The 26,975-nt window shown below is 64.3% G+C and carries 26 protein-coding genes and 3 tRNA genes; 14 read left to right on the top strand and 15 right to left on the bottom strand.

The window, feature by feature from the left end:
• Positions 1-3 precede the first annotated feature (3 nt).
• Complete coding sequence (locus ACP7EY_RS15865) at positions 4-1,386, bottom strand: ATP-binding protein (RefSeq protein ID WP_426195238.1); 1,383 nt, start codon at positions 1,384-1,386, stop codon at positions 4-6.
• Positions 1,383-2,060: a response regulator gene (locus ACP7EY_RS15860; protein WP_426195236.1), complete on the bottom strand. Its 678-nt coding sequence runs from the start codon at positions 2,058-2,060 to the stop codon at positions 1,383-1,385. The genes ACP7EY_RS15865 and ACP7EY_RS15860 overlap by 4 nt, the downstream gene beginning before the upstream one ends.
• A gap of 115 nt (positions 2,061-2,175) precedes the next feature.
• Between ACP7EY_RS15860 and ACP7EY_RS15855 the strand changes: the two genes are divergently transcribed.
• Both ACP7EY_RS15855 and ACP7EY_RS15850 read left to right on the top strand, forming a co-directional pair.
• On the top strand, positions 2,176-2,790 hold the full coding sequence (locus tag ACP7EY_RS15855; protein WP_426195234.1) for a hypothetical protein: 615 nt from the start codon (positions 2,176-2,178) through the stop codon (positions 2,788-2,790).
• A complete protein-coding gene (locus ACP7EY_RS15850; RefSeq protein ID WP_426195232.1) occupies positions 2,694-3,098 on the top strand; it encodes an HlyD family efflux transporter periplasmic adaptor subunit in 405 nt (134 codons plus the stop codon). Before ACP7EY_RS15855 ends, ACP7EY_RS15850 begins: the two co-directional genes overlap by 97 nt.
• Here ACP7EY_RS15850 and ACP7EY_RS15845 read toward each other — a convergent pair.
• From ACP7EY_RS15845 to cysS, 7 genes are all read right to left on the bottom strand, one after another.
• On the bottom strand, positions 2,980-3,777 hold the full coding sequence (locus ACP7EY_RS15845; protein WP_426195230.1) for a tyrosine-type recombinase/integrase: 798 nt from the start codon (positions 3,775-3,777) through the stop codon (positions 2,980-2,982). The two genes, ACP7EY_RS15850 and ACP7EY_RS15845, sit on opposite strands and share 119 nt — an antisense overlap.
• A 149-nt stretch (positions 3,778-3,926) precedes the next feature.
• Positions 3,927-4,019 (bottom strand) — tRNA-Ser (locus ACP7EY_RS15840).
• A gap of 94 nt (positions 4,020-4,113) precedes the next feature.
• Complete coding sequence (locus ACP7EY_RS15835; protein WP_426195228.1) at positions 4,114-5,361, bottom strand: aspartate kinase; 1,248 nt, start codon at positions 5,359-5,361, stop codon at positions 4,114-4,116.
• Positions 5,362-5,485: 124 nt separating this feature from the next.
• Positions 5,486-6,892 (bottom strand): tRNA lysidine(34) synthetase TilS, encoded by a 1,407-nt coding sequence (gene tilS, locus ACP7EY_RS15830; RefSeq protein ID WP_426195226.1) that lies wholly within the window; start codon positions 6,890-6,892, stop codon positions 5,486-5,488.
• A 7-nt stretch (positions 6,893-6,899) separates the two neighbouring features.
• The gene (locus ACP7EY_RS15825; RefSeq protein ID WP_426195224.1) at positions 6,900-7,877 is read right to left on the bottom strand and encodes an acetyl-CoA carboxylase carboxyltransferase subunit alpha; all 978 of its coding nucleotides are present in this window, start codon (positions 7,875-7,877) and stop codon (positions 6,900-6,902) included.
• Between the two features lie 101 nt (positions 7,878-7,978).
• Positions 7,979-8,638 (bottom strand): DNA-3-methyladenine glycosylase family protein, encoded by a 660-nt coding sequence (locus ACP7EY_RS15820; RefSeq protein ID WP_426195336.1) that lies wholly within the window; start codon positions 8,636-8,638, stop codon positions 7,979-7,981.
• Complete coding sequence (gene cysS / locus ACP7EY_RS15815; protein WP_426195222.1) at positions 8,638-10,020, bottom strand: cysteine--tRNA ligase; 1,383 nt, start codon at positions 10,018-10,020, stop codon at positions 8,638-8,640. Before cysS ends, ACP7EY_RS15820 begins: the two co-directional genes overlap by 1 nt.
• Positions 10,021-10,295: 275 nt before the next feature.
• Here cysS and ACP7EY_RS15810 point away from each other — a divergent pair, with 275 nt between their 5' ends.
• The 6 genes from ACP7EY_RS15810 (at position 10,296) to ACP7EY_RS15785 (ending at position 14,659) form a co-directional block, all read left to right on the top strand.
• Positions 10,296-10,895, top strand: a complete 600-nt coding sequence (locus tag ACP7EY_RS15810) for a peptidylprolyl isomerase (RefSeq protein WP_426195220.1) — start codon at positions 10,296-10,298, stop codon at positions 10,893-10,895.
• A gap of 43 nt (positions 10,896-10,938) precedes the next feature.
• Complete coding sequence (locus tag ACP7EY_RS15805) at positions 10,939-11,430, top strand: peptidylprolyl isomerase (protein ID WP_426195218.1); 492 nt, start codon at positions 10,939-10,941, stop codon at positions 11,428-11,430.
• A gap of 35 nt (positions 11,431-11,465) precedes the next feature.
• Positions 11,466-12,239, top strand: coding sequence for a UDP-2,3-diacylglucosamine diphosphatase (locus ACP7EY_RS15800; RefSeq protein WP_426195216.1), 774 nt, complete (start codon positions 11,466-11,468; stop codon positions 12,237-12,239).
• A gap of 199 nt (positions 12,240-12,438) precedes the next feature.
• Entirely contained in the window at positions 12,439-12,807 is a 369-nt protein-coding gene (locus ACP7EY_RS15795; RefSeq protein WP_426195334.1) for a GntR family transcriptional regulator, read from the top strand.
• Entirely contained in the window at positions 12,804-13,676 is an 873-nt protein-coding gene (locus ACP7EY_RS15790; protein ID WP_426195214.1) for an ABC transporter ATP-binding protein, read from the top strand. The genes ACP7EY_RS15795 and ACP7EY_RS15790 overlap by 4 nt, the downstream gene beginning before the upstream one ends.
• The gene (locus ACP7EY_RS15785; RefSeq protein ID WP_426195212.1) at positions 13,673-14,659 is read left to right on the top strand and encodes an ABC-2 transporter permease; all 987 of its coding nucleotides are present in this window, start codon (positions 13,673-13,675) and stop codon (positions 14,657-14,659) included. Before ACP7EY_RS15790 ends, ACP7EY_RS15785 begins: the two co-directional genes overlap by 4 nt.
• A gap of 66 nt (positions 14,660-14,725) precedes the next feature.
• On the opposite strand, the gene ACP7EY_RS15780 is transcribed toward ACP7EY_RS15785, so the two are convergent.
• The 4 genes from ACP7EY_RS15780 to rnr form a co-directional block, all read right to left on the bottom strand.
• Positions 14,726-15,403, bottom strand: a complete 678-nt coding sequence (locus ACP7EY_RS15780; protein ID WP_426195210.1) for a YceH family protein — start codon at positions 15,401-15,403, stop codon at positions 14,726-14,728.
• A 9-nt stretch (positions 15,404-15,412) separates the two neighbouring features.
• A complete protein-coding gene (gene cysE / locus ACP7EY_RS15775) occupies positions 15,413-16,156 on the bottom strand; it encodes a serine O-acetyltransferase (protein ID WP_426195208.1) in 744 nt (247 codons plus the stop codon).
• Positions 16,157-16,290: 134 nt separating this feature from the next.
• Complete coding sequence (rlmB, locus tag ACP7EY_RS15770) at positions 16,291-17,034, bottom strand: 23S rRNA (guanosine(2251)-2'-O)-methyltransferase RlmB (protein ID WP_426195207.1); 744 nt, start codon at positions 17,032-17,034, stop codon at positions 16,291-16,293.
• Positions 17,031-19,490, bottom strand: coding sequence for a ribonuclease R (gene rnr / locus ACP7EY_RS15765; protein WP_426195206.1), 2,460 nt, complete (start codon positions 19,488-19,490; stop codon positions 17,031-17,033). The genes rlmB and rnr overlap by 4 nt, the downstream gene beginning before the upstream one ends.
• 342 nt (positions 19,491-19,832) lie before the next feature.
• On the opposite strand from rnr, the gene ACP7EY_RS15760 reads away from it, so the two are divergent.
• The 6 genes from ACP7EY_RS15760 (at position 19,833) to phaP (ending at position 23,256) form a co-directional block, all read left to right on the top strand.
• A tRNA-Leu gene (locus ACP7EY_RS15760) sits at positions 19,833-19,917 on the top strand.
• Positions 19,918-20,039: 122 nt separating this feature from the next.
• Positions 20,040-20,124: transfer RNA gene (locus ACP7EY_RS15755), tRNA-Leu, on the top strand.
• 190 nt (positions 20,125-20,314) lie between these two features.
• Entirely contained in the window at positions 20,315-20,512 is a 198-nt protein-coding gene (locus ACP7EY_RS15750; RefSeq protein WP_426195205.1) for a heavy-metal-associated domain-containing protein, read from the top strand.
• Positions 20,513-20,537: 25 nt separating this feature from the next.
• Positions 20,538-22,376 carry an ATP-binding protein gene (locus tag ACP7EY_RS15745; RefSeq protein WP_426195204.1) on the top strand — a complete coding sequence of 613 codons (1,839 nt, stop codon included), beginning with the start codon at positions 20,538-20,540 and terminating at the stop codon, positions 22,374-22,376.
• Positions 22,373-22,582, top strand: a complete 210-nt coding sequence (locus tag ACP7EY_RS15740; RefSeq protein ID WP_426195203.1) for a hypothetical protein — start codon at positions 22,373-22,375, stop codon at positions 22,580-22,582. Before ACP7EY_RS15745 ends, ACP7EY_RS15740 begins: the two co-directional genes overlap by 4 nt.
• A gap of 134 nt (positions 22,583-22,716) precedes the next feature.
• Positions 22,717-23,256: a TIGR01841 family phasin gene (phaP, locus tag ACP7EY_RS15735; protein ID WP_426195201.1), complete on the top strand. Its 540-nt coding sequence runs from the start codon at positions 22,717-22,719 to the stop codon at positions 23,254-23,256.
• Positions 23,257-23,273: 17 nt separating this feature from the next.
• Here the strand turns inward: phaP and tssA are convergent, their stop codons facing one another.
• Positions 23,274-24,311, bottom strand: coding sequence for a type VI secretion system protein TssA (gene tssA, locus ACP7EY_RS15730; protein WP_426195199.1), 1,038 nt, complete (start codon positions 24,309-24,311; stop codon positions 23,274-23,276).
• 13 nt (positions 24,312-24,324) lie between these two features.
• Positions 24,325-26,973 carry a type VI secretion system ATPase TssH gene (gene tssH / locus ACP7EY_RS15725; protein WP_426195197.1) on the bottom strand — a complete coding sequence of 883 codons (2,649 nt, stop codon included), beginning with the start codon at positions 26,971-26,973 and terminating at the stop codon, positions 24,325-24,327.
• Positions 26,974-26,975 lie beyond the last annotated feature (2 nt).

Here is a 26,975-nt window from a genome sequence, read left to right as displayed (position 1 = left end):
TAATTAAGCCTCAAGCGATGCGAAACACACTTTCACCACCAGACCAGCACCTCCCGGTCCATCAGACAGCAATACGGTGGCGCCGTGGACATCGGCAATGCGACGCACGATCGACAAGCCCAGTCCGCTGCCAGGCCGGTTCGCATTGGCGAGGCGAAAAAAACGCTCGAAGACACGTTCGCGCATGGCCGGCGCGATGCCGGGCCCGGCATCGCTCACGCTGAGCCAGGCGCCGGTGGCATCGGCGGAGCAGGCCAGCACGACGTTGCCACCGGGCGGCGTGTAGCGCAACGCATTGTCGAGCAGATTGCGCACCAGGATCAGCAGCAGCGCGCCATTGACGCGGCAGACAGCCGGCGCCAAGTCCGTCAGCAAGGTGTGATGGTGTTGCCGTGCGCTGGCGTCCCAGATTGTCAGTTGCCCGGCCAGCAGCAGGGCCAGATCGTGCTGCGCCAGCTGCGCACTGTGCTGATGCGGGTCCAGCCTTGCCAGCGTCAGCAGCTGGTCGACCAGCCGGGTCGCACGATTGACACTCAGGCCAAGGCTTTTCACGAACTCTTCGCGCTCGGCATCGTTCCTGGCCCGCTCGATCACCTGCAGGCTGGTCTTGATGGCGGCAAGTGGTGTACGCAGTTCATGTGCTGCATCAGCGGTGAAGCGCTGCTCGTGCTCCAGCGTCGCACGGACGCGGCCAAACAGGCGGTTGATTGCCAGCAGCAAGGGCGCCAGCTCGTCGGGGGCACCATCGAGGCTGACATCGGCCAGGTCGTTGGCTGTGCGCAAGGCGACCTCGTCGGCCGATGCTTGCACCACCTTGAACACCTGGTTGACGCTCCACCAGATTGCCGCCGCCGCGATGGTAACGGCCAGCACGGCGAAGCCGAAGAATTTCCAGGCGAAGCGGGCGCTGATTTCCTTGCGGTGCGTGGCCGGCTCGGCCAGTTGAATTTGCAGGCGGCGGCTGCTGTTCCAGCCGGCATACACGCGCCATTGCTGCCCGTCGCGTGCGACCCAGGAATAGCCGCTGGCGCCCGGCGCGGCAAAACCCGTCTCGGGAGCCCCGGCGTTTTTATACAAGATCCGCTGGTCGCGGCTCCAGATCTGAAACAGCAGATATTGCTGGTGATTGCGATTTTCCTGCGTCGCCATCACCAGCGGCGTGCCGGCCACATGCTCCTGCACTTCGTGGTCGGCCAGCGACAGCAGCAGGTGCGCCGTTTCGCTCAGGGACTGGTCGAACAGCTCGGCGCTTTCCTGTTCCGCATCGAGGTAGACAATCAGCGCGCTCACGCCCCACAGCAGCAGCGTCAGCCCCAGCAGCAAGGCCAGCAAGGTGCGCCGCAGCGACCAGCGGCCTGCGCGCCCCAGCCAGACGCGCGCCGTCATGCGCCCCCCGGCACAGCCGCCTTGTCGATGCTGTAACCGACCGCGTGCACGGTGCGGATCAGCGCCTTGCCCAACTTCTTGCGCAAATGGTGAATATGCACCTGCACCGCATTGCTCTCGATCTCTTCCCCCCAACTATAAACGCTCTCTTCCAGACGCTCGCGGCTGATCACCTGGCCGCAGTGTTCGATGAGCATGAGCAAAATACTAAATTCCTTGGCCGTCAACGGCACCGCCTGGCCGGCCTGGTGCACGCGGCGGGCGGCGGCATCGACGACGATGTCGCCGTGGACCAGCGTGGTCCGCACGCGCCCGTGCGCCCGCCGGCAGGCGCTGCGGATGCGGGCCGACAGCTCGTCGAGGTCGAACGGCTTGATGATGAAATCATCGGCGCCGCCGTCGAGGCCAGCGATGCGGTCGACCACCTGGTCGCGCGCCGTCACGATCAGCACGGCGCCGTCGTAACCGCCCTGGCGCAGCAGCGCCAGGGCCTGCATGCCATCCTGCTGCGGCAAACCCAGGTCCAGCAGGATGCAGGCGTAGTGATGCAGCCGCGCCGCCGTGTGGGCGCTTTCGGCCGACTGTACCCAGTCGACCGCGTAGCCCGATTGTTCCAGGCCGATCTGAGTGGCGCGCCCCAGTTGGGGATCATCCTCGGTCAACAAGATACGCATCGCTGGCACTCCCCGTTCATTCAATGCCAACAATGATAGGCGAAGCTTGTTAAGAACTTCTTAATATCTTCACATCACCATGGGCGCCATTACTCAACTGATGGAAATAAAGCACATGCGATGCCCCCTGCCAAACTCCCGCTTGCCGTCGCTTCATGTCGCCTTGCCGCGCACGCTGCTGCTGCTTGCCATGCCCTGTTTATTTGCCGCGCCCATCACCATGGCGCATGCCGCTGCAGCCAATATACGCATCAGCGAAGCGGACATGACCCGCGCCGGCATTGCCGTCACCGCTGCGCTGGCGACGCTGGAGGGCAGCACAGCGGTGGGCAACGGCGCCCCTTTTCCCGGCACCGTGGTTGCGGCGGCAAGCTCGCTGAACCTGGTCAGCAGCGAGCTCGGCGGCGTGGTGCAGCAGGTGCACACGGCAACCTTGCAGCAGGTGCGTGCCGGGGCGCCCGTGGTGACCTTGTTCAGCCAGCCTTACGTGGCGCTGCAGAGCGACTACGTGCAAAAGGCCACGCAGGCGCAACTGGCTGCCGATAAACTGGCACGCGACACCAGTTTGTTTAACGACGGCATCATTGCGCGCGCCCGCCTGGACGACAGCCGCGCGGCGGCAGCCTCTCGCCGATGCTGGTCGTCAGGGCACCTGTTGCCGGCAGCATCCTGGAATTGCCAGCGCAGCCGGGCCAGCAGATCGACGCTGGCGCCGCCATCGCCAAGCTGATCCGACCTGGTCCCCTGTGGGTAGAACTGCAGGCGGCACGCCAGCAGCCACGCCTTAAAATTGGCGATCGACTGCAAGTTGCCAACTGCAGTGAACTGCGGGTCATCGCCATATCTCCCGAAGTCAACGGCGCCAGCCAGAGCCTGCAGATCCGCGCCGAGCAACTCGATCGCGACCCGTGCCTGAAGGTCAATGCCTACGTCGAGGCCCGCCTGCTGGCGCCGGACCGCGATGCCGGCCAGCCGTGTAAATCAAGAATTCCAGGGCGCGCGCGGAAACACCCTCGCGCTGGCGCAGAAGGACCATGAATGCCGGCGCCTCAATCCATGCCAAGGCCGGCCGGTTGATCACCGGCGCCACCTTGTTCGGGTTCGCCAGCAGGAACTCCAGGTGACCGCGCCAGCGGGCAGGGTTTTCACCAACGCGAAATTTGCTCACCGTCGCCCAGTCGAGGATCGCCTCGATCCTGCCGCGCAGGCGCGTGGCCGTTTCCGTCTTGTCGATCCAGATCGGCGCCAACGCCTTGACCACCAGCGCCGTATCTACCTCGCCCACGGCCGCAGCGCCAAAAACTGGTGACACGTAGGCCGCAAGGGTGTTCTCCCATTGCTGGGCATGTTTTGCATTGCGCCATGAGGCGCGATGGGCGGCCATGTAAGCTTGGGCGCAGGCGTCGAAGGTGATTGTGCGGGCCTCCACCAGCTTGAGAGCCACTGCGGCATCGCGGCGCTCAGCCAGAGGGTTGGCGCCAGAACGGACGCGCCGGCCGCATTCGCGCGCCACTTCCCTTGCCTCGGCAAGCGATACATCGCGCAAGGAACCCAGGCCCATGTGATACCGCCGACCGTCGATTTCATAACGGTACACCCGGCTCTTGCTGCTACTCGCGGATACTTGCAGCCACAATCCTTCGCCGTCGCAATACCACCCGGGCACAGCCAGGCGTGCGACCTTCAATGCGGATAAATTGTTGACTGTTCTCGCCATGACCGAGCTCTGCAGGACCGTAGTTCTATCTACCGTTCTATCTACCGCTTAGAGCTGGATTGTGCCGGACGTCCCCGGAAAAAAATCAAGCGAGCTGTCTATGACGGGACGAAAAAAAGCCCCGTTTCCAGGGCTTTTTTTCTAATACTTGGCGGAGACGGTGAGATTCGAACTCACGATACAGGTATAAGCCGTATGCATCCTTAGCAGGGATGTGCCTTCGGCCACTCGGCCACGTCTCCATTCTGCTGCTGCAATTGCTACATCAGAAGACCGAGATGATACCGGCTGGGTACCCCTGCGGTCAATGGAACGACCCACATTTTTTGAAAATTCTTACGCTTTTTCCAGTTCGAACGCTTTGTGCAGGGCGCGCACTGCCAACTCCATGTATTTCTCATCGATCAACACGGAAATCTTGATCTCCGAGGTGGAGATCATCAGGATGTTGATGCCCTCTTCCGACAAGGTGCGGAACATCTGCGAAGCGACCCCCACGTGGCTGCGCATGCCCACGCCCACCACCGATACCTTCGATACCTTGGCGTCGCCCAGCACGCTGGCCGCGCCGATGTCGGCCTTGACGCCCTCGAGCACGCCCATGGCCTTCTGGTATTCGCCGCGCGAGACGGTGAAGGTGAAGTCGGTTTTACCATCGACCGACTGGTTCTGGATGATCATGTCGACTTCGATGTTGGCATCGGCCACGGGGCCCAGGATGTGGAAGGCCACGCCCGGCTTGTCGGGCACGCCCAGGATGGTGATCTTGGCTTCATCGCGGTTGAAGGCGATGCCGGAAATGACGGCTTGTTCCATATTTTTGTCTTCCTCAAACGATATCAGGGTGCCCGAATTGGCTTCTTCTTCGAGCGGCATCAGGGGGTCGGTCAGCGAAGACAGTACGCGGGTGGGCACGCGGTAGTTGCCGGCGAATTCGACCGAGCGGCTCTGCAACACTTTCGAACCGAGCGAGGCCATTTCCAGCATTTCCTCGAACGTCACCGTCTTTAAACGGCGCGCCTCCGTCACCACCCGCGGGTCGGTCGTATACACCCCGTCGACGTCGGTGTAAATCAGGCACTCGTCCGCCTTCAAGGCGGCGGCAATCGCCACCGCCGAGGTGTCCGAGCCGCCACGGCCCAGCGTGGCAATGTTGCCATGGTCGTCGACACCCTGGAAGCCGGTGATGATCACCACCTTGCCCGCGTCCAGATCGGCGCGCACTTTCGTGTCGTCGATCGACTGGATGCGCGCCTTGGTGAAGGCCGAATCGGTCTTGATGGACACCTGCCAGCCCGCATACGACACGGCATCCTTGCCAATGGCCAGCAGGGCCATGGCCAGCAAGCCCACCGACACCTGCTCGCCGGTGGAACAAATCATGTCCAGTTCGCGCGGGTCGGGCTGGTCCATCAGCTGCCTGGCCAGGCCAATGAGGCGGTTGGTTTCACCCGACATGGCCGACGGCACCACCACCACCTGGTGGCCGGCATCGTGCCACTTGGCCACACGGGTGGCAACGTTCTTGATGCGATCCGTCGAGCCCATCGACGTGCCGCCGTATTTGTGGACAATTAAAGCCATAGGTGTTTCTCTGTAGTAGGAGGTAAAAAGAGGGCTTTACTCTACATGCTGCAATGCAAAATGACAAGAAGCCGGGTCGGCAAAGCTATACCTTGTGGATATAAGATCATGCGCTTTTCGACTATCAGGGGGCGAGATCGGCCTGCCAGCGCAAGCTGATGCTGCCCTCGCCGTCGACCAGGTGATGGTAATCCATGCCGATGCCGGCCGCATACAGCAAGCGCTTGCCGGCGCTGACGACCGGCAGGCGGGTGCGCTCCCAGGCCGGCACATTGACCGCCTGATAGTGGTACTTCAGGCTGCGGGTGGGCCGGTTGTGCGCCAGTTTGAGGCGCTCACCGCCGACCCGGAAATCGATCTGCAAATCCTGCTCGCGCAGCCAGGCGCCATCGAAGCCGCGCCCGGCTTGCTCGAAATGCACGGTGCCGCCGTAGTCCGGAAAGTGCAGCGCGGCTTCGCCCTGCCAGCGAAAACGCTGGGCGTGCCGGACGATGATGCCCTCGTCGTCCGGGTCGCGCATGCCGGCCAGGTCGTCCAGTTTCGGTACGATGTGCAGGCGGTCGCGGTGGCGACGGATGTGGCAGTCGGGGTGGGTCACCAGGATCTGCGCACCGGGCCGCGCTTCGAGCAACTGCGTGACCATCTCGTCGAGCCAGGCCGACGAGGGCATGCGCACGTTCTGCAGGCCGAACCAATGGCGCAGCAGGTTGCGCACGCGCTCGAGCGACATGCCGCGCAAGCGGGCGACGTCGATGAAGGCGTCGACTTCGACGGCGCGCAAATCCTGCTCGGCCAGTTCGACCAGCAAGCGCTGGGCCGATTGCGCGTGCGCGGCGCTGCGGGCGAAGCGCTCCTGAAAGCCGGGAAACGCCGCCGCCAGCGCCGGCATCACCTGCAGGCGCAGGGCGTTGCGGGCGTAGCGGACGTCGAGGTTCGACTCGTCCTCGATCCAGCCCAAGGCATGCTCGGCGGCGTAATCCTCGAGCGCCTGGCGGCTCACCGGCAGCAGCGGCCGGGCCATCACCAGGTCGGCGTTGGCGAGCAAGTCGGGCGCGCTGTTGGCCGCGTCCATGCCGGACAGGCCCGCCATGCCGGAGCCGCGCAGCAACTGCAGCAGCACCGTTTCGGCCTGGTCGTCCAGGTGGTGCGCCGTCAGCATCAGCGTCACGCCATGCTCGGCGCACAGGGCGCCCAGCGCGGCATAACGCAGCTTGCGGGCGGCCGCTTCGACACCGGACTTGTTTTTTTGCAGGCTCACCTTGCGCGCGTCGAAACGCACGCCCAGCGCCTCGCACTGCGCGCGACAGTGCGCGAGCCAGTCGTCGGCGTTCGGGCTGATGCCGTGGTGAACGTGGAAGGCAAACAGGGGCACATCGTGCGCGCTGGCATAGGCGTGGGCCAGATGCAGCAGTACGGTGGAATCAAGGCCGCCGCTAAAGGCCAGGGCCAGCGGGGCGGTGCTGCCATCGCGCAGCGCATCGAGCGCGCACGCGAAGGTGGCCGGCAGGACGCCGGCTTGGGATCGACTCACGGACAACTCACTCTTCGACGGGCAGGGTTTCTTTGAATTTGCCGTAGCTCATCAGTTTTTGGTGACGGGTGTCGATCAGCTCGCGCGTTTTCATGCCCTGGAACTGGCGCAGCGAATCGGCCAGCGCGCGCTTGAGCATGGTGGCCATGGCTTTCGGGTCGCGGTGGGCGCCACCGAGCGGCTCGTTGATGATCTTGTCGATCAGGCCCATGGCCTTGAGGCGGTGGGCGGTGAGCGCGAGGGCGTCGGCGGCGTCGGCGGCACGCTCGGCGGTTTTCCACAGGATCGAGGCGCAGCCCTCGGGCGAGATGACGGAATAGGTGGCGTATTGCAGCATCAGCACGGCGTCGCCGACGGCGATGGCCAGCGCACCGCCGGAGCCGCCTTCACCGATGATGGTGGCGATCAGCGGCACTTTCAGCTCGGCCATGACGTACAGATTGTGGCCGATGGCCTCGGACTGGCCCCGCTCTTCGGCGTCGATGCCGGGGAAGGCGCCGGGGGTGTCGACGAAGGTAAAGATGGGCAGGCCGAATTTTTCAGCCAGCTTCATCAGGCGCATGGCCTTGCGGTAGCCTTCCGGCTTGGGCATGCCGAAGTTGCGCAGCGCGCGCTCCTTGGTGTCGCGCCCCTTCTGGTGGCCGATCACCATGCAGGCCTGGCCGTTGAAGCGGGCCAGGCCGCCGACGATCGACAGGTCGTCCGCGTACGAGCGGTCGCCATGCAGTTCGTGGAAATCGGTGAAGATTTCGTTGACGTAGTCCATGGTGTAGGGACGCTGCGGATGGCGGGCGATCTGCGACACTTGCCACGGCGTGAGCTTGGCATAGATATCCTTGGTCAGCTGCTGGCTTTTCTTGGCCAGGCGGTCGATCTCTTCGGAGATGTCGACGGCGGAATCGTCCTGCACGAATCGCAGCTCTTCAATCTTGGAATCGAGCTCGGCAATCGGCTGCTCAAAATTGAGGAAAGTTGTTTTAATCATTGGTCCTCCGAGGGAATTCATGGACGGCGCCGCCTGAGCGTGCGCTGCCTTTTGTAATTTTTTTAAGGGCCGCGGTGCTCGCCCGGCAGGCCGCTGATCGCCTATTCTACCGCAGCAGGGTCCAGGCTACGCCACAAATACCAGGTGGCCACCGTCCGCCACGGCTCCCAGTTGGCCGACACTTCGCGCGCATCGCTGCGCGAAACGGGCTCGCCGGAAAAGTAATTGTGGCTGATGCCGTGGATCAGGCCAGGGTCGTCCAGCGGCAGCACATTCGGCCGCAGCAGGTTAAAAATGAGAAACATCTCGGCGGTCCAGCGGGTAATGCCGCGAATTTGCACCAGCTCGGCGATCACTGCTTCGTCGGCCATTTCCGCCCACAGGTTGGCGTGCACGCGCTTGGCCTTGAAATGGTCGGCCAGGTCGAGGATGTACTCGGTCTTGCGCTTGGACAGACCGCAGCCGCCCAGTTGCTCGGCACCCGCCTTGATGACCTGGGCCGGGGTGATTTTCGGGCAGGCCGCCAACAAGCGGGCCCAGGCGGCGTCCGCCACCTTGTTGGTCACCTGCTGGCCGACGATCGAGCGCGCCAGGGTGGTGAACGGGTCCGGGTGGCCGACCAGGTGCAGATCGCCGAACTGGGGGATCAGCTTTTTCATGATGCGGTCGCGCTTCATCAGCTCGAGCTTGGCCTCTTCCCAGTAAGCCGGCACTTCGATCAGCAAAGCGGCGTTGCCGACGACATCCCTGTTGAGCGCCATCATGCGCGGCGCCAGTTGGTGCTGCCGTCCGGCTTGTCTTCGAGGATGACGCCACTGGTCAGCAGTTCGGCGCGGATGCGGTCCGATTCGGCGAAATTCTTCGCTTTCTTGGCCTCGGTGCGGGCGACGATCAGGGCGGCGATACCGGCGTCGGCGTCGCTGGCGGCCCCTTGCAGGAACTGCTGGGCGCTGCGGCCCAGCAGGCCGATGACGTCGGCCAGCGCGCGGTACTGGCGCGCCAGCGCGGGCGACTTCGTTTTGTTCAGTTCGCTCACCATGTCGAACAGCACGGCAATCGCGATCGGCGTATTGAAGTCGTCGTTCATGGCGTCGGCGAAGCGGACCGCATACGGCCCGGTCCAGTCGACGGCGACGGCCTCGCCCAAATCGATTCCGTCGAGCGCCGTGTAAAGGCGCGTCAGCCCCACCTTGGCGTCGTCGAGGTGGGCGTCCGAATAATTGAGCGGGCTGCGGTAGTGCGCCTTGAGGATGAAAAAGCGGACCACTTCGGCGTCGTATTTTTTCAGGACGTCGCGGATGGTGAAGAAATTGCCCAGCGATTTGGACATTTTTTCATTGTCGACGCGCACGAAGCCGTTGTGCAGCCAGTAGTTGACCATCGGCTTGTTGAACGCCCCTTCGGACTGGGCGATTTCGTTTTCGTGGTGCGGGAACTGCAGGTCGGCGCCGCCGCCATGGATGTCGAAATGCTCGCCGAGCGTGGCGCACGACATCGCCGAGCACTCGATGTGCCAGCCGGGGCGACCGCTGCCCCACTTCGACGGCCACTTGACTTCGTCGGGCTCGGACTCTTTTGATGCTTTCCACAACACGAAATCGAGGGCGTCGCGCTTGCCCGTGTTGACGTCGACCCGTTCGCCGGCGCGCAGGTCGTCGAGCGACTTGCCGGACAGCTTGCCGTAGCCGGGGAAGTTGCGCACGGCGTAATTGACGTCGCCATCGTCAGCCTGGTAGGCCAGATTGTTTTTTTCCAGCAGCTCGATGATGCCCAGCATTTGCGGCACGTAATCGGTCGCGTGCGGCACCGAGGTGGGCGGCAGGATGCCCAGCGCCTGCGTGTCTTCGTCCATGTAGCGCTCGAACCGCGAGGTCAGCGCGTGGATCGATTCGCCGTTTTCCACCGCGCGGCGGATGATCTTGTCTTCGATGTCGGTGATGTTGCGGACATAGTTGACCTGGTAGCCGGACACCGTGAGCCAGCGATAGACGACGTCGAAGGCCATCATCATGCGCGCGTGGCCGATGTGGCAATAATCGTAGATGGTCATGCCGCACACGTACATCCCGACCTGACCGGGGACGATAGGGACGAAGTCCTGTTTGTCACGCGCGAGCGTGTTGTAAATCTTCAGTTGGCTCATCGGGCTCTTGCGGTGGATAGCAGGGGCCGCGACGCCACGAACCATAGCTGACAGGGGTGCGGAACCCACGGGGGCACGCACCGGCAGCGGTTGATCGTTCGATATCGTCACGGCCCTCTGTATTGTTCTTATTTGATAGAATGGACGTTCTGCACGAAAGTATAGCATTGTTAAAATCTCCTCTGGCCGCAGATGGCCAAGGTTTATTTTTCTGCAAACCGCTTGACAGCGCTTTGCGCTAACTCCACCTTGTGAAAGTCGCCATGGTCGCCTCGATGTTCCGAAATTCCCCCGCCCGCTGGCTCGGCCGCGCGCTCACCGTGCTGCTCGGCCTGTCGTTCGGCGGCGCCGTCCTGGCCGCCGACCCCGCCAAGGCGCCGCAGGTGTCGCTCAAGACCAGCATGGGTGAAATCGTGCTCGAACTGGACCAGGAAAAAGCACCGAAAACGGTGGCCAATTTCCTCCAGTACGTCAAGAACGGGCACTACAAGGGCACCGTGTTTCACCGCGTGATCGACGGTTTCATGATCCAGGGCGGCGGCATGGATGCCAGGCTGGTCACCAAAAAAACCGGCAAGCCGGTGCAGAACGAAGCCAATAATGGCCTGTTGAATGTGCCGTATTCGGTGGCCATGGCGCGCACGGGTGACCCGCACTCGGCCACCTCGCAGTTTTTCATCAACGTCGCCGACAACACCGCGCTCGATTACCCGGGCCGCGACGGCTTCGGCTACACCGTGTTCGGCAAAGTCATCCAGGGCCAGGATGTGGTCGACAAGATCAAGGGCGTCGTCGTCGACGACGTCAAGGGCCAGCAAAACGTGCCGGTGGTGCCGATCGTGATTACCGGCGCCAGTGTCGTCAAAACAAAATAAACGACGCAGCACTCTCACCAATCATTTATCCAAAAGGACAATCATGACCAAAGTACTGATCACCACCAATATGGGCGCCATCACGGCTGAACTGGACGAAGCGAAAGCACCGAAAACGGTCGCCAACTTCATCGAGTACGCCAAGCAAGGCCATTACAACAACACGATTTTTCACCGCGTCATCAGCGACTTCATGATCCAGGGCGGCGGTTTCGAGCCAGGCATGAAACAGAAATCGGCGCCGCAAACGGTCGAAAACGAAGGCAAGAACGGCCTGAAAAACGACAAGTACACGCTGGCCATGGCACGCACCTCGGATCCCCATTCGGCGTCGGCACAGTTCTTCATCAACACCAAGAACAATGCCTTCCTCGACTATCCAGGCCAGGACGGCTGGGGCTACGCCGTGTTCGGCAAAGTCACCGAAGGCACCGACATCGTCGACCAGATCAACAAGGTCAAGACCAGCCGCAGCGGCATGCACGCCGACGTGCCAAGCGACGCCGTGATCATCGAAAAAATCGAAGTCCTGTAATTGCGCACCCTCGGCTGGTTCACCCGGCAACAACCATGAACCAGCCGGTCCGCATTGCCGCGTATTTTATTTCCGACCTGCACCTGCAGGACGCGCACCCGCGCACGGCCGAGGCGTTTTTTCGCTTCCTGGCCGAGCGCGCGGTGCACGCGGACCAGCTGTACCTGCTCGGCGACCTGTTCGAATACTGGGCAGGCGACGACGATCTCATCTCCCCATTCAATGCCGCCGTGGCCGCCGCCTTGCGCCGCGTGGCCGATGCCGGCGTGGCCGTGTTCTGGATCGCCGGCAACCGCGATTTCCTCGTCGGCGCCGGCTTTGCCAGCGCCTGCGGCCTGACGCTGCTGGCCGAACCCCATGTGACGACGATCGCCGGCACCCGCGTCGCGCTGGTCCACGGCGACGCCGAATGCACCAGCGACACCGCCTACATGGCCTTTCGCGCCCAGGTGCGCGATCCCGCCTGGCAGGCGCAGTTCCTGGCGCTGCCACTGGCCCAGCGCAAGGCCATCATCGCCGGCCTGCGCGACGGCAGCCGCGACGCGCACGCCAATAAAACCATGGCGATCATGGACGTCACCGCCGACGCCATCGCCGCCCTGCACGAGCGCAGCGCCAGCGACGTCATCCTCCACGGCCACACCCACCGCCCTGCCCTGCACACGGACGGCGCGCGCCGCCGCTATGTGCTGCCGGACTGGGAGCTCGACGCCGACGCCCCGCGCGGCGGCTGGATCGCCATCGACGCCACCGGCGCCATCAGTCGCCACGACTGGGACGGCACGCCCTTGCCGCGCGCCGCCGGCTAAAAATTTTCGTAGTCAAAGCTTTACCCATCATTAATAATGGCACATAGGCAAGCGAGTACCGCTTTGTCCGTGGCACCATGCATATCCGAAATAACTTGCTGCCACCTGTGACGGTGTTATAGTCTACTACAACACCAATCACCCAGGGAGGCACCATGCAGCACGCCATGCCACCGATCCGGCGGGAGCATCGACCATGATGACGCCCGGCTGGAACGAACACACGCCAATTTACCGGCAACTGAAAGAGAAGGTGCTTGAAATGATGCTCGACGGCGACCTCAAGGCGGGCGATGCCCTGCCCTCTGTGCGCCAGGTTGCCGCCGACTATCAGCTCAATCCCATCACCGTATCGAAAGCGTACCAGGAACTGGTCGACGACAATCTCGTAGAAAAAAGAAGGGGAATCGGCATGTACATGACGGAAGGGGCCAGCGAGAAACTGCTGGCAAGCGAACGCGAGCGCTTCGTGCGCGAGGAATGGCCGGCGATGGTGGAACGGATCCGCCGGCTGGGCCTGAGTGTCGATGATTTACTCAGCGGCAGCGCGCCGGGAGCGCAGTCATGAGCGCCGTCATCACCGCCAGCGGCTTGTCGAAACGCTACGGCAAGCAGGCCGCCGTCGACAATGTCAGCTTCAGCATTCCCGCCGGCCGCATCGTCGGCCTGATCGGCCCCAACGGTTCCGGCAAGACCACCACCCTGAAAGCGGCGCTGGGCCTGGTGCCCTTCGATGGTGAACTCAACGTGCTGGGCTTCGATCCCCGCACCGAGCGCGACGCGCTCATGCGCGAGGTCTGCTTCATCGCCGACGTGGCCATCCTGCCGCGCTGGCTGTCGGTGGGCGACGCCATCGATTTCGTTGCCGGCGTACACCCCCGCTTCGATCGCAAGAAGGCCGAGCGCTACATCGCCGCCACCAAGCTGAAGCCGTCGATGAAGGTCAAGTCGATGTCGAAAGGCATGGTGGTGCAGCTGCACCTGGCGCTGGTGATGGCCATCGACGCCAAGTTGCTGGTGCTCGACGAGCCCACCCTGGGCCTGGACATCATCTACCGCAAGCAGTTCTACCAGAACCTGCTTGAAGATTATTTTGATGAAGGCAAGACCATCATCATCACCACCCACCAGGTGGAAGAAGTCGAACACATCCTCACCGACCTGATGTTCATCCGCGACGGCAAGATCGTGCTGGCCGCGTCGATGGAGGAAGTGGGCGAGCGCTACACGGAAGTGATGGTGCCGAGCGAGAAAATCAACGCCGCCAACGCCTTGCAACCGATCGACAAGCGCAGCGTGTTCGGCAAGGCAGTGATGCTGTTCGACTCGGCCGGGCCGGGCGGGGTCTCGCGCGAACAACTCGCTGGCCTGGGAGAAACCCGCAACATCAGCGTGGCCGACCTGTTCGTCGCCACCATGAAAGGAAGTTACGCATGAAAACCATGAACTGGCTGATCCGCCGCGAATACTGGGAGCACAAGGGATCGATGTTCTGGGCGCCTGCCGTGGTGGCGCTGGTAATGGTGGCGGTGGTGGCCCTCACGCTCGCCTACGGCTTCCTGTCGCCGGCCATGGATGCCAAGGTGATCGTCAACGGCCATGAATTTACCCGCGCCGCCGCCGTCGCCACCATGGGCCAGGAGCAGCGCGTGATGATGGCCAATGCCGTCGCCAATGGCTACATCGCCGCCGCCGCACCACTGTTCGGGGTGCTGCCCTTCGTGGTGTTCTTCTACTGCCTGTCGGCGCTGTATGACGACCGCCGCGACCGCAGCATCCTGTTCTGGAAGTCGCTGCCCATCTCCGACCGCGACACAGTGCTGTCGAAGGCCCTCACCGCGCTGGTGCTGGCGCCCGTGCTGACGTTTGTGATCGGCATCGTCACCGCCTTCGTGATCGTGCTGCTGACCATGTTCGGCGCCGGCTTCTTCGGCATCCACATCGTCGGCCTGGTGCTGGGCAACCCGGCGTTCTGGCTGGCGCCCCTGCAGATGCTGGGCCTGTTGCCGGTGTACTTGCTGTGGGCGCTGCCCACGGTCGGCTACCTGCTGATGGTGTCGGCATGGGCCCGGTCGAAGGTGTTCCTGTGGGCCGTGGGCGTGCCGCTGCTGGCGCTGGCGCTGCTGCGCTGGGTCAGTTTCATGACGTCCTCGTTCATGGATGTGGGCATCGACGTCAAGTGGATCGGCGAGAACATCGTCCTGCGCGGCCTGGCCAGCGTGGTGCCGGGATTCTGGCTGCCGTTCGGCACCTCCTCCGGGCGCGCCCTGCTCAATGCCGACAACCACGTCGATGCCGGCAATGTGTTCGTGCAATCGTGGCTGAGCCTGGCCCAACCGACCGTGTGGATCGGCGTGGTGGCCGGCGCGCTGATGATCTACGGCGCCATCCGCCTGCGCCGCTGGCGCGACGAAGGCTGAACCGGTACACGGGAATGCAAAAACGCCGCGAATGCGGCGTTTTTTATGCACGATTGCGCATAAATCCTAGTCGAATTGCTGTTTGAAAGCGGCGAACTGGGCTTTTAATTCATCCACTTCCTGGCGCAGGGCGGCGACTTCCTGCTCGAGCTGGGCGCTCTTGCTACCGGGCACGGGCGCGCTGACGCTGCCGAACGCCGATTCCTGGCGCGCCAGCGCCGCTTCGCCGGCCAGCAGGTGGCCGTAGCGGGGTTCCTTGGTGCCGGGCGCAAGCGCCAGCTTGGCCACCAACGGCGGGTATTTGTCGATCAGGAACTGCAAGCAGGTTTCCACCTCGGCCACCGATTTGAAATCGTGCAGGCGCCCGCTGCGGGTACGGATTTCGCCGGCCGTCTGCAAGCCGCGCATCATCAGGATCGCCAGCACTGCCAGCTTGTCCTGCTCGAGCGTCCACTTGATGCGCATGCGGTGTTCGTACTTGACCACGCGGGCGCCGGCCTGGGTGATGCCGCTGACGAATTTGCGCTGCATCAGGCGCTGCAACACTTCGGCGACGGTCTCTTCGGACAACTGCATGACCGGGTCGCGGCTCGACAACTGGTTACAGCCGTTGGTGAGGGTGTTGAGCGACAAGGGATAGTTGTCGGGCGTGAGCGCCTCTTTTTCGGCCAGCACGGCCAGCACGCGCACCTCGAACGGGTCGAGCTGGTCTGGATTGTCTGCAGCGCCATGTTCCATCGTCATCCGGCTTCCTTAATCGACTAGTTTATTCAATTGGACGGTGTCGAGTCTATCACCGTCGGGCATGGCCGGGCAGCACAGCCCCGCCTGCTTCAGGGTGGACATCATGCGCTCGATCTGCTCATCCTGGCGGGCCGCGTGGTTGATCAGGCCGTGCAGCGCCTTCGACAGGGGATCGTCGCCATTCGGGGTAACGCCGTAGGCGGAAAACATCTGCGCGCTGCGTTCGTCGACATCGACATTCTTGCGCACGATATGGGCCGGGTTGCCCACCGCGGTGGCGCCGGCCGGCACCGGCTTGACCACCACCGCGTTCGAGCCCACCTTGGCGTACTCGCCCACCACGAAGGCGCCCAGCACCTGCGCGCCGGCGCCGATGATGACGCCCCGCTCGAGCGTCGGGTGGCGCTTGGAGCCGCTGGTGAGCGAGGTGCCGCCCAGGGTGACGCCCTGGTAGATGGTGCAGTCGTCGCCCACCACGGCGGTTTCGCCGATGACGACGCCGAAGCCGTGGTCGATGAACACGCGCCGGCCGATGGTGGCGCCGGGGTGGATTTCAATGCCGGTGATGATGCGCGCAATGTAGGCGATGAAGCGGCCCAGCCACTTGAGCTGGTTGCGCCAGCACGCCTGCGCCCAGCGATGCATCATGATCGCCTGGAAGCCCGGATAACAAGTGAGCACCTCGAACCCGTTGCGCGCGGCAGGGTCGCGTTCGATGATGCTCTTGATGTCGTCAGTGAGATTGGGAAACATGCGGGGATGGGGCGAACAGTTGCAAGACAACCATGGTAGCGCATCCCGGGCCGGGACGCTGATGAACGCCGCGTTTGACGGCGCCCATCGGCAACGGACTGGCGCGGCGCCAGCCCCGTTGGCAGTGCTGCCGGTCAGACTTCGCGGGCGAGCCGCTGGCGGCGTGCTTCGTACAGGCACACGCCCGAGGCGACCGAGACGTTCAAGCTCTCGACGGAGCCGAACATGGGAATGCCGACGAGCACATCGCAGGTTTCCCGGGTCAGGCGGCGCATGCCCTCGCCTTCCGAGCCCATCACCAGCGCCGCCGGCCCCGTGAAATCGGCTTCGTACAGGCCGCGGTCGGCATCGTCGGTGGTGCCGATGAGCAGGATGTCGCGTTCCTTGAGCTCGCGCATGGTGCGCGCCAGGTTGGTGACGGTGATGTACGGCACGGTTTCGGCGGCGCCACTGGCGACCTTGGCGGCGGTGGCGTTCAGGCCCACGGCGCGGTCCTTCGGCACGATGACCGCGTGGGCGCCGACGCCGTCGGCCACGCGCAGGCAGGCGCCCAGGTTGTGCGGATCGGTGATGCCGTCGAGGATCAGCAGCAGCGGCGGACCTTCGATGGCGTCCAGCAGTTCGTCGAGGTTGCGTGCCAGCGCCAACTGGCTGGCGAAGGCAATCACGCCCTGGTGGCGGCGGGTGCCGACGATTTTATCGAGCCGCGCCGAATCGACCGGCATGACGCGCACGCCGAGCGCCTTGGCGCCGGCGATCAGGTCATGCATGCGGCGGTCCTGGCGGCTCGCATCGACAAAAATTTCTTCCACTGACGACGCTTCGTGCCGCAGGCGCGAGGTGACGGCGTGAAAGCCGAAAATCATTTTATTCTTCATTGTGCGCGTTTCTTCTTGCTGGTTTTTGCCGGCGCCGCCGACTTGGCGGGGCCTTTGCTGCGTTTGGCCGGGGCCGGCTTGGCCGACCCGTCGACCGATTCATCGAGGTCGTAGCGCGACGGCGCTGCCGCCTCGCCCGACATTTTCTTGCCGCCCGCCTTGGCCGGCTTGGCTTCCTGCGCCCTGGCGGCGGCGCTTTTCGGCACACCGGTGCCATCGACGTCGTCGTTGACGTTGCCGGCCATGACCAGGTCGATCTTGCGTGCTTCCAGGTCGACCCGCGCCACTTGCACCGTCACCTTGTCGGTGAGCTGATAGCGCTTGCCCGTGCGCTCGCCGCGCAGTTCGTGGCGGGCGTCGTCGTACTGGAAGAAATCGGTGCCCAGTTCGGTAATGTGCACGAGGCCTTCCACGTACAGGTCGTCGAGCTGGACGAAAATGCCGAAGCTGGTCACGCCGACGATCATGCCGGTAAATTCCTCGCCCAGCTTGTCCTTGATGAAGTAGCACTTGAGCCAGGCTTCGACGTCGCGCGACGCTTCGTCGGCGCGCCGCTCGTTGGCCGAGCAATGGACACCGAGCGCGTCCCAGATCGTCAGATCCTTGTCCTGCTTCTGGGTGCCGGCCGCCTTGTCCTTGGCCTGCTTCTTGCGCGTGGCGTTCGACACGGTGGTGTTCAGGCCGGCCAGATTGATGCCTTTCGGCTCGTACTTTTTGCCCAGCAAAATCGCCTTGATGGCGCGGTGCGTCAGCAGGTCGGGATAGCGGCGGATCGGGCTGGTGAAGTGGGCGTAGGCCTCGTAGGCCAGGCCGAAGTGGCCGATATTGTCAGGACTGTAGACCGCCTGCTGCATCGAGCGCAGCAGCATCGTTTGCAGCAGGGCGGCGTCGGGACGCTCTTTGACCTGGCGCATCAGGATGGCGTAATCGTTCGCCTGCGGCTTGTCGCCGCCGCCCAGGTTCAAGCCCACCTGTTTGAGGAAGGTACGGACCTGGTTGAGCTTTTCTTCGGTGGGCGACGCGTGGATGCGGTAGGTGCCGGGGTGCTTGTGGCGAATCAGCAGATCGGCGGCGCACACGTTGGCCGCCAGCATGCACTCTTCGATCAGCTTGTGGGCCTCGTTGCGGGTGCGCGGGATGATCTTTTCGATCTTGCCCAGCGCGTTGCAGACGATGTACGTTTCGGTGGTCTCGAAGTCGATGGCGCCACGTTTCTGGCGTGCCTTGTGCAAGGCCTGGTAGACATTGAACAGGTTGCGCAGGTGGGGCACGATGGCGGCGCGGCGCACGGCCTCGTCGCCCTGCGGATTGCCCAGCATGTCGGCGACGGCGTCATAGGTCAGGCGCGCCGCCGAATGGATCACGGCCGGATAGAACTGGTAGGCGGTCACTTCGCCGATCGGCGAGACCACCATGTCGCACACCAGGGTGAGGCGGTCGACGGCGGGATTGAGCGAGCACAGGCCATTCGACAGTTTTTCCGGCAGCATCGGGATGACGCGGCGAGGAAAATATACGGAGGTGCTGCGCTCGAGGGCATCGACGTCGAGTGCATCGTTGGGCTTGACGTAATGACTGACGTCGGCGATCGCCACCAGCAGGCGGAAGCAGTTTTCATCACCGACACGCACGGGCTCGCAGTACACGGCATCGTCGAAGTCGCGCGCGTCTTCGCCGTCGATGGTCACCAGGGGCACGTCGCGCAGGTCGACGCGGTCGGCCAGGTCGGCGTCGCGCACTTCGGCGGGCAACTTGGCGGCCTGGTTGAGGGCGCCTTCAGAGAAAATGTGCGGCACGCCGAATTTGCGCACGGCGATTTCAATTTCCATGCCGGGATCGTCGAGGTCGCCCAGCACTTCGACGACGCGGCCGGTGGGCTGCTTGAAGCGCGATGGTTGCTCGACCAGTTCGACGCTGACGATCTGGCCCGCCTTGGCCTTGCCGGGACTGCCGGCGACCAGGATGTCCTGGCCGATCCGCTTGTCTTCCGGGGCAATGAGCCAGACGCCGTTTTCATGGAGCAGGCGGCCGATGACGTGACTGTTGGCGCGGCTGACCACTTCGACGATGGTCGCTTCCTTGCGGCCACGGCGGTCGACGCCGGTGACCCGCGCCAGCACTTTATCGCCGTGCAAGACTTTCTGCATTTCTTTGTCGTTGAGGAACAAGTCCTCGCCCGGCTCGTCGGGAATGACGAAGCCGAAGCCGTCGCGGTGGGCGCTGACCTTGCCGGCCACGAAGCCGGAATGGTCGGCCAGGGCAAACTGCCCTTCCTGGTCCGAGGCCAACTGGCCATCACGCTCCATGGCGTTCAGGCGGCGCGACAGCACGTGAATGGCGTCCTCGTCGACCTTCAGGGCTTTTGCCAGGGCATTGGCGTCGAGCGGCGACTGGGCGTCGCGGAAAATGCCGAGGATATCCTCACGGCTGGGAATGGTATGAGTAGGTTGGTTCAAATCGTTTTCTTAATGTATTTGACAGTGCTCACGGTAGACGTCCGGTTCACTGCAGTGAGTAGATTGACACGCCATTTTGCATAGTGTAACGGACGACACCATGAATCGCCTAACGCGGCGCTCGTCAAATGTCTTGCCAAAAAAAGGCGCTTTCGACACTTTGACATTTCAAATTGTTCCGCTATAATTTCGGTCTTTCGCGGCAAGCCTAGGCCGAAGCGAACGAAAAATGCAGCAGAATGGAAGATGGTCGCAGCGCAGAGTAACGAAAGTTAGTCTGGCGCAAAACACCAAAGACCAGTATGATAGCAGAATTCGGCGGCAACGCAGAGAAGCAACAGTGCCCACGTGGCGGAATTGGTAGACGCGCATGGTTCAGGTCCATGTGCCGCAAGGTGTGGGGGTTCGAGTCCCTCCGTGGGCACCACTACCGGAGTGTTTTCCGCAGTTAGTTGTAAGCAGTAACAACCATTGCGCCGTGATCGCAGTTCGGGATTGCGGCATTGTAGTTGGCAGCAAAAGCAGTAAAGTTGAGGTTGCAATATCAGTGCCCACGTGGCGGAATTGGTAGACGCGCATGGTTCAGGTCCATGTGCCGCAAGGTGTGGGGGTTCGAGTCCCTCCGTGGGCACCACTACCGGAGTTATTTCCGCATTCAGTTGTAGTAGCAGCCACAAAACGCCGCAGTTCTCTTGTCGAGAAATGCGGCGTTTTGTTTTGCGCTGTGCCTGCGCGCCGTTTTTCTGCGTCGCCTCCCTTCTCCTGTGCGCACATTGTGCAGCGATAGGCTAAACTGCTCCTCGCTGCCTGCCACAAGGAATGCCATGCTTACGCTTCAGATACCTGCCATTAGCTGCGGCCACTGCGCCCGCGCCATCACCGAAGCCGTGCTCGAACTCGATCCGGCCGCGCAGGTCATGATCGACATTGACCGCAAACAAGCCTCGATCAACACCAGCGCGGCCACCGCCGCCATCCTGGCGCGCCTCGATGACGAGGGTTACCCCGCCACCGCCGCTTAGCACAGACGGCCGTCGCGAGCGAACCATGCCCATGGATCTGAGCGCCCTTCACTGCAATTACCACGCGATGCTGGCGCAATCGCCGGACCCCTGCGTGCTGGTCGATCTGCACACTTCGCTGCTGGTCGACGTCAATTTGCCAGCGGAAACGATGCTGGGCCGCACGCGCGCCCAGCTTTTGTCGATGCGCATCGATCAACTGTGCCCGGACCAGCAGCCGGACGGGGGCAGCTCACGCCTGCTGCTGAAGGCACAAATGTCCAGCGCGGGCGAGAACCGCAGTCACCAGTTCCCCCTCGTTGTTGCCAGCGCCGATGGCCGCCAGTTGCCCTGCGAAGCTTTGCTGATCCGCCTGCCAGTGGCCGGCCACGCGCTCGCGCACGGCCGCCTGGTCGACATTTCGGAGCGCCTGCGCGCCGAAAAGCTGCGCGACGGCCAGAGCGAAATTCTTGAAATGATCACCGGTGGCGCCGCCCTGAAACCGGTGCTCGACCGCCTGGTTGGCCTGGTCGAGTCGCTCTCGCCTGGCGTGTTGTGCTCGGTCCTGCTGCTCGACGACGACGGTTTTTCCTTGCGGCCCATGTCAGGGCCGAGCTTGCCGGCGGCGTACATGAAGGCGCTCGATGGCATGCACATCGGCCCCCATACGGGGTCATGCGGGGTGGCCATGTACGCCAAAAAAATGGTCATTTCGCCCGACATCCAGGTCGACCCCAACTGGGCGCCCTACCTGCCGCTGGCCACCCCGTTCGGCCTGCGCGCCTGCTGGTCGACGCCGATCATACCCGACGGCGAGGACGTGCTGGGCTCGTTCGCCATGTACTACCACGAAGTGCGCAGCCCGCACGAGTCGGACATCCGCCTGATCGGCATCGCCAGCCACCTGGCCGGCATCGCCCTCCAGCGCCACCGCCGCCAGCGCGAACTGAAACTGCACCGCGAGCACCTGGAAGAACTGGTCACGGCGCGCACCACCGCGCTGACGGCGGCGGTGGCGCGCGCCGACCAGATCAACCGGGAACTGTCGAGCGCCCTGGCGACCCTGTCGAAAGCGCAGGACGAACTGGTGCGACGCGACAAACTGGCCGCGCTCGGCGTGCTGGTGGCCGGCGTGGCGCACGAACTGAACACCCCCATTGGCAACAGCGTGGTGGCGGCCACCTCGCTGGCCGAGCGCACCCACGCCTTGCGCTTGCAGATGGCGCAGGGCTTGCGCCGCTCGGAACTGGAGCGCTTCCTGGCCGAGGCCGGCGAAGCCGGTGATTTGTTGGTGCGCAATCTCAAGCGCGCCGCCACCCTGGTGGCCGGCTTCAAGCAGATCGCCGTCGACCAGGCCAGCGCCGACCGGCGCCACTTTTCCCTGTCGCAGTTGTTGAGCGACCTGGCCGCGCCCCTGCGGGTGGCCGCCAAGCCGGCCCGCATCACGCTCGAACTGGACCTGGCCCATGACCTGACGATGGACAGCTATCCGGGGCCACTGTCACAGGTGGTGACGGAACTGTTTGAAAACTGCCTCGAGCATGCCTTTGCCGGCATCAGCGGCGGCGTGGTGCGCATCAGCGCCATCGAAACGGGCAGCCAGGTATCGATCTGCGTGGCCGACAACGGCGTCGGCATTGCCGCCGCCATCCAGGCGCGCGTGTACGACCCGTTTTTTACCAGCGGCGCAGCAGGCGCCCGCTCTGGCCTGGGCCTGCACGTGGTGCACAACATCGTCACCAACATCCTGGGCGGCAGCATTGAACTCGACAGCGCGGCCGGCGCCGGCGCCCGTTTCACCCTGCAACTGCCCACCGTGGCGCCCCAGCGCGCGCCGGCGCCGACGGCCATCGAGGCGGGGCAGACCGCCCTGCTGGCCCCATGATGGGCCGCCCCCGCCTGCGCCTGGTGGCCGCCGTGCTGCTGCTCGCCACCGGGGCCGCGCTTGCCAGGCCGGCGCCGTGGTTCACCTGGCGCAGCAAGCTCAACGGGCTAACCGTGTGCGCGCAAACTCCGCTGGGGCCCGGCTGGGAAAAGGCCTTCGGGCCCTACCGGGACAGCCATTGCACAAAGCCGGTGGCGCATGAATAATGAAAGATCGTGGTCCGCCGCGGCGGTCACCGACTAAAAACACCCATCGACGGCGCAGCCGATCGGTGTGGCACAGCAGTACCGGAGGAGAAGCAGCAAGGTTGTCCATCGCAGCACCAACCGAGGAGAAGTGCATGTTTACCAGTCCCGAGCAATTCGCATCCGCCACCAAGACCCTGTTCGAACTTCAGATGATGACGTTCAACGCCCTCACCAGCAAGGCGGTGCAGGGCGTCGAACAAGTGGTGGCGCTGAACATGGCCACCGCCCGCAGTTCGGTCGACAGCGCCATGGCGGCCGGCCAGAAAATGCGCGACGCCAAGGATGCCACGGCGGCGATGGCGGCCATGGCCAGCCAGGCCAAGCCGGACATGGGTGGCGCCGTCGAGTACCAGGAACAGATGAAAGTGATCATCGACGACATCCGCAAGGAATTCCACGATGCCGCCGACAGCCACATCGCCGAAGCCAAGAGCGCCTTGAGCGCGCTGATCTACGACGTCACGCAGAACGTCAAACCGGGCTCGGAAAACGCCGTCGAAATCATCAAGACCGCCATCGACAACGCGTTCAAGGGTTACGAGCAGGTCACCCAGGCCACCCGCCAGGCGGTGGCCACGGTCGAGGACCAGATCAGCAAGGCCAGCGCCAAGGTGGCGCCGGCGAGCAGTTGAGTTCGCTCGTCGCGTGATCAGGCCGCCGACTTGCCTGCGCCCAGCATCTCCTCGAGCTGGGCGTACAGCAAGTCGTCCTTGATCACCGCGCGCAGCCAGACGTGCAGGGGCTGCTCGCCCCAGTGCGCCGCCTTGTCGGCCAGGTAGGCGACGGGGCTGTGCGGCTCGCTCTGGCGAAAGAATGCCGCCACCTGTCGTAACTGGGCCAGCGCCTGCGCCCGGCTTTGCACGTGGCCACCGGCCACGGCCAGCGCTGGCGGCGGCGCCGATGCCACCAGCGCTGGCGCCCCGTCGGGCGCCGTTGCAGCGGCAGGCGGCGCGTCCGGCGCCGCTGTCACGGCCGCCATCGGCGTGGCAAAGTGCGCCACATCGTGCAAATTGGCGCGGGCGGCCGTGAAACCGGGGCCGTCGGGACCCAGGCGGGCATCGATCACCCGCTCGAGTTCGTCCAGCGCCCCCTGGCAATACACGCAGTCCTCCAGCAGGCGCCGGTAGAACGCCGCCGAACTCTTGCGACGGGCGCCGTCCGGATCGGGCACGCTGGTGCCAGCCGGGGCCGCGCCCGCGGTGCTGCCGGCATGGCTGCGGGCGAAGGCGAAATCGTTGAGACAATAGGCGCTGGCCCCCTCCGTCACCGGGATCTCCCTGGCCAGTTGCGCCACCCGCGCGGCAATCCAGCTCAGATTGCCGATGCGCTGCTCGTGACCGCCCTCGTCCGCCAGCGGATACAAGGCGTCCCAGTAGCGCTGACACAGCCCGGCCGTCACCAGGAGCGCCTCGCCCAGTCCGCGCAGGGACGCCGTCTTGGCCGACGCTTCGGCCAGCCAGACCGCCAGGCGCAGATCCTTGCTGCGGCTTTTCAGCAGCCGGCTGCAGCCGGCGGCGACGAACTTCCAGTCCGCCTCCTTGAGCGTGGTGACCCAGGCGCCCTGCTCGAGCGAAGGATCGTCGGCCTGGCGCGCGCGACCGATGGCGTCGAGTTCGCTGGAAAAGGCCAGGTCCTCGCCGCACGGACGCGCGGCGCTGACCGGGGCCAGCAGTTCTTCGATATCCATGACGCCTCCCTGGCTAGGCCGCTTCGATCAGGTACTTGAATTTGCCGGCGCGGGTGGCGCCGCACTTGATGCGCCTGAGCGCGCCCCCTTCGGCCATCGCCGCCAGCACGTTGTCGGCGATTTCGGGCAGCAGCGTGCCGTTCAAGATCGCATCGACATTGCGTGCGCCCGAGTCGACTTCGGTGCAGCGCGCCAGCACGGCGTTGACGAGGGCCTCGTCGTACTCGAAGCGGGCCTGGTGCTTGTGCAGGATGCGCGCGCCGATGCGCTCGAGCTTGAGGCGGATGATGCGCGCCAGGACGGCGTCGCCGATCGGGTAGAACGGCACCACCGTCAGCCGGCCCAGGAACGCCGGCTTGAAGTGCTTCATCAGTTGCGGGCGAATCAGCTCGGCGAGCTGCTCGGGCGTGGGCAGGTCGGCGGCGGCCTTGTTCAGGCAGGCCTGCATCATCTGGCTCGATGCCGCGTTCGAAGTCAGGATGATGATGGTGTTGCGAAAGTCGATCTGGCGGCCCTCGGCGTCGTCGAGCACGCCCTTGTCGAACACTTGAAAAAACAGTTCGAGCACGTCGGCGTGGGCCTTTTCCACCTCGTCGAGCAGCACCACGCTGTAGGGATTGCGGCGCACCGCCTCGGTCAGCACGCCGCCTTCGCCATAGCCGACATAGCCCGGCGGCGATCCTTTCAGACCGGACACGCTGTGCGCTTCCTGGTATTCGCTCATGTTGATGGTGATGAGTTTGCGTTCGCCCCCGTACAGCAGGTCGGCCAGCGCCAGCGCCGTCTCCGTCTTGCCGATGCCGGAGCTGCCGACGAACAGGAACACCCCTTTCGGCTTGTTCGGATCGTCCAGGTTGGCGCGCGCGGTGCGCACCCGCTGGGCCACCACCGCGCCGGCGTGCGACTGGCCGATGATGCGCTCTTCGAGCAGCGCCTGCAGATTCATCACGGTCCTGATTTCGTCCTTGACCATGCGCCCCAGCGGAATGCCGGTCCAGCCGGCGACAATTTCGGCCACCACGTGGGCGTCCACCTGCACCGGCACCAGCGGCGCCTCGCCCTGCAGCTCGCGCAGGCGCGCGATCATGCCGCGCAAGGCGCCTGATTGTCCCGCCGGCGCCGCGCCGTCGCCCGCCTCGATGCTGGCGCGCAGCTGCTGGATGTCGTTGTTGATGGCTTTTTCCTGCTCCCAGCGCTGGCGCCCCTCGCGCAGGGCATTGAGCGCGCTCGCGTGGTCGGCCGCCAGCTGGGCCAGGCGCGCGCCATGGTCGGCGCCGCCGGCCTGCTCGCGCAGCAGCGCCGCCACCTGGGCATCGATGCGTTCGATCAGGCGCGCCTGCGTTTCCACCAGCGCCGGCGTGGCCGACTGTCCCAGCGCCACCTTGGCGCAGGCGGTGTCGAGCACGCTGATGGCTTTGTCAGGCAACTGGCGGCCACTGATGTAGCGGTGCGACAGCGCGACGGCGGCCTCGATGGCGTCGTCGTACACGCGCACGCCGAAGTGCTGTTCCATCAGCGGCGCCATCGCCCGCAGCATGGCGCAGGCGGTCGCTTCGTCGGGCTCTTCGACCTTGATCACCTGGAAGCGGCGCGCCAGGGCGGCGTCCTTTTCAAAATATTTTTTGTATTCGCCCCAGGTGGTGGCGGCGATGGTGCGCAGCTCGCCCCGCGCCAGCGCCGGCTTGAGCAGATTGGCGGCGTCGTTCTGGCCGGCGGCGCCGCCGGCGCCGATCATGGTGTGGGCCTCGTCGATGAACAGGATGATGGCGTGCGGGCTCCTCTTGACTTCGTCGATGACGTTTTTCAGGCGATTTTCAAATTCGCCCTTGACGCTGGCGCCGGCCTGCAACAGGCCCATGTCGAGCGTGTGAATCTCGCAGCCCTGCAGCACCGCGGGCACCTCGCCCTGGGCGATGCGCAGCGCCAGTCCCTCGACGACGGCAGTCTTGCCGACCCCCGCTTCGCCCGTCAGGATCGGGTTGTTCTGGCGCCGCCGCATGAGAATGTCGATGGCCTGGCGGATCTCGCCATCGCGCCCGATCACGGGATCGAGCTTGCCCTCGCGCGCGCGCTGGGTCAGGCAGGTGGTGAACTGGTCGAGCGCCGGCGTGGCGCGCTGGCCCGCCGCCACCTCGGTCATGGCGTCGCCGGCCGGCACCTGCGTGCCTGGCGCGGCCAGCGTCGATTCGGCCGAGCCGCGCGTCATCTTCTCGAAGTCGTGCTTGAGGCGCTCGACGGGGATCTGGGCAAACAGGCTCGAACCGCGCTGGGCCAACTGGGCCAGGTCGGGCGCGGTCAACAGGGCCAGCAACAGGTGGCCGCTGCGGATGCGGTGCGGTCCGGACGAGCCCAGCGAGGCGATCAGCCAGGCGTGTTCGAGCAGCGTGGGCAAGTGGCGCGAGAACACCGGCGTGCGGCTGCTGCCGCGGGCGAACTTGGCGATCTCGCGGCGCAGGTCCGATTCGAGGCCGGTCAGGCTGATGCCGCACTGGTGGGCGATGCACGTAAAATCGCAGTCGGGCTGCTCGAGCAGGGCCAGGAACAGGTGCTCGATGTCGACTTCGTAGTGGCCCTGGCCGACGCAGATGGCGGCGGCGCGGGTGGCGGCAGCGCGGGTGCTGTCGTCGAGTTTTCCAATCAGCGTTTTCAGGTTGATGTCCATGG

This window comes from Massilia sp. DWR3-1-1, assembly GCF_049898325.1.
Classification (GTDB): Bacteria; Pseudomonadota; Gammaproteobacteria; order Burkholderiales; family Burkholderiaceae_D; genus JAFCUW01.
The sequence above is the reverse complement of the archived record's forward strand: the minus strand, read 5'-3'. Positions and strand labels throughout refer to the sequence as shown.

Excerpts from the sequence above, each read along its gene's own strand:
- ACP7EY_RS15865 (WP_426195238.1), bottom strand. The coding sequence starts at position 1,386 with ATGACGGCGCGCGTCTGGCTGGGGCGCGCAGGCCGCTGGTCGCTGCGG.
- ACP7EY_RS15860 (WP_426195236.1), bottom strand. The coding sequence starts at position 2,060 with ATGCGTATCTTGTTGACCGAGGATGATCCCCAACTGGGGCGCGCCACT.
- ACP7EY_RS15855 (WP_426195234.1), top strand. The coding sequence starts at position 2,176 with ATGCGATGCCCCCTGCCAAACTCCCGCTTGCCGTCGCTTCATGTCGCC.
- ACP7EY_RS15850 (WP_426195232.1), top strand. The coding sequence starts at position 2,694 with ATGCTGGTCGTCAGGGCACCTGTTGCCGGCAGCATCCTGGAATTGCCA.
- ACP7EY_RS15845 (WP_426195230.1), bottom strand. The coding sequence starts at position 3,777 with ATGGCGAGAACAGTCAACAATTTATCCGCATTGAAGGTCGCACGCCTG.
- ACP7EY_RS15835 (WP_426195228.1), bottom strand. The coding sequence starts at position 5,361 with ATGGCTTTAATTGTCCACAAATACGGCGGCACGTCGATGGGCTCGACG.
- ACP7EY_RS15825 (WP_426195224.1), bottom strand. The coding sequence starts at position 7,877 with ATGATTAAAACAACTTTCCTCAATTTTGAGCAGCCGATTGCCGAGCTC.
- ACP7EY_RS15820 (WP_426195336.1), bottom strand. The coding sequence starts at position 8,638 with ATGGCGCTCAACAGGGATGTCGTCGGCAACGCCGCTTTGCTGATCGAA.
- cysS (WP_426195222.1), bottom strand. The coding sequence starts at position 10,020 with ATGAGCCAACTGAAGATTTACAACACGCTCGCGCGTGACAAACAGGAC.
- ACP7EY_RS15810 (WP_426195220.1), top strand. The coding sequence starts at position 10,296 with ATGTTCCGAAATTCCCCCGCCCGCTGGCTCGGCCGCGCGCTCACCGTG.
- ACP7EY_RS15805 (WP_426195218.1), top strand. The coding sequence starts at position 10,939 with ATGACCAAAGTACTGATCACCACCAATATGGGCGCCATCACGGCTGAA.
- ACP7EY_RS15800 (WP_426195216.1), top strand. The coding sequence starts at position 11,466 with ATGAACCAGCCGGTCCGCATTGCCGCGTATTTTATTTCCGACCTGCAC.
- ACP7EY_RS15795 (WP_426195334.1), top strand. The coding sequence starts at position 12,439 with ATGACGCCCGGCTGGAACGAACACACGCCAATTTACCGGCAACTGAAA.
- ACP7EY_RS15790 (WP_426195214.1), top strand. The coding sequence starts at position 12,804 with ATGAGCGCCGTCATCACCGCCAGCGGCTTGTCGAAACGCTACGGCAAG.
- ACP7EY_RS15785 (WP_426195212.1), top strand. The coding sequence starts at position 13,673 with ATGAAAACCATGAACTGGCTGATCCGCCGCGAATACTGGGAGCACAAG.
- ACP7EY_RS15780 (WP_426195210.1), bottom strand. The coding sequence starts at position 15,403 with ATGACGATGGAACATGGCGCTGCAGACAATCCAGACCAGCTCGACCCG.
- cysE (WP_426195208.1), bottom strand. The coding sequence starts at position 16,156 with ATGTTTCCCAATCTCACTGACGACATCAAGAGCATCATCGAACGCGAC.
- rlmB (WP_426195207.1), bottom strand. The coding sequence starts at position 17,034 with ATGAAGAATAAAATGATTTTCGGCTTTCACGCCGTCACCTCGCGCCTG.
- ACP7EY_RS15750 (WP_426195205.1), top strand. The coding sequence starts at position 20,315 with ATGCTTACGCTTCAGATACCTGCCATTAGCTGCGGCCACTGCGCCCGC.
- ACP7EY_RS15745 (WP_426195204.1), top strand. The coding sequence starts at position 20,538 with ATGCCCATGGATCTGAGCGCCCTTCACTGCAATTACCACGCGATGCTG.
- ACP7EY_RS15740 (WP_426195203.1), top strand. The coding sequence starts at position 22,373 with ATGATGGGCCGCCCCCGCCTGCGCCTGGTGGCCGCCGTGCTGCTGCTC.
- phaP (WP_426195201.1), top strand. The coding sequence starts at position 22,717 with ATGTTTACCAGTCCCGAGCAATTCGCATCCGCCACCAAGACCCTGTTC.
- tssA (WP_426195199.1), bottom strand. The coding sequence starts at position 24,311 with ATGGATATCGAAGAACTGCTGGCCCCGGTCAGCGCCGCGCGTCCGTGC.
- tssH (WP_426195197.1), bottom strand. The coding sequence starts at position 26,973 with ATGGACATCAACCTGAAAACGCTGATTGGAAAACTCGACGACAGCACC.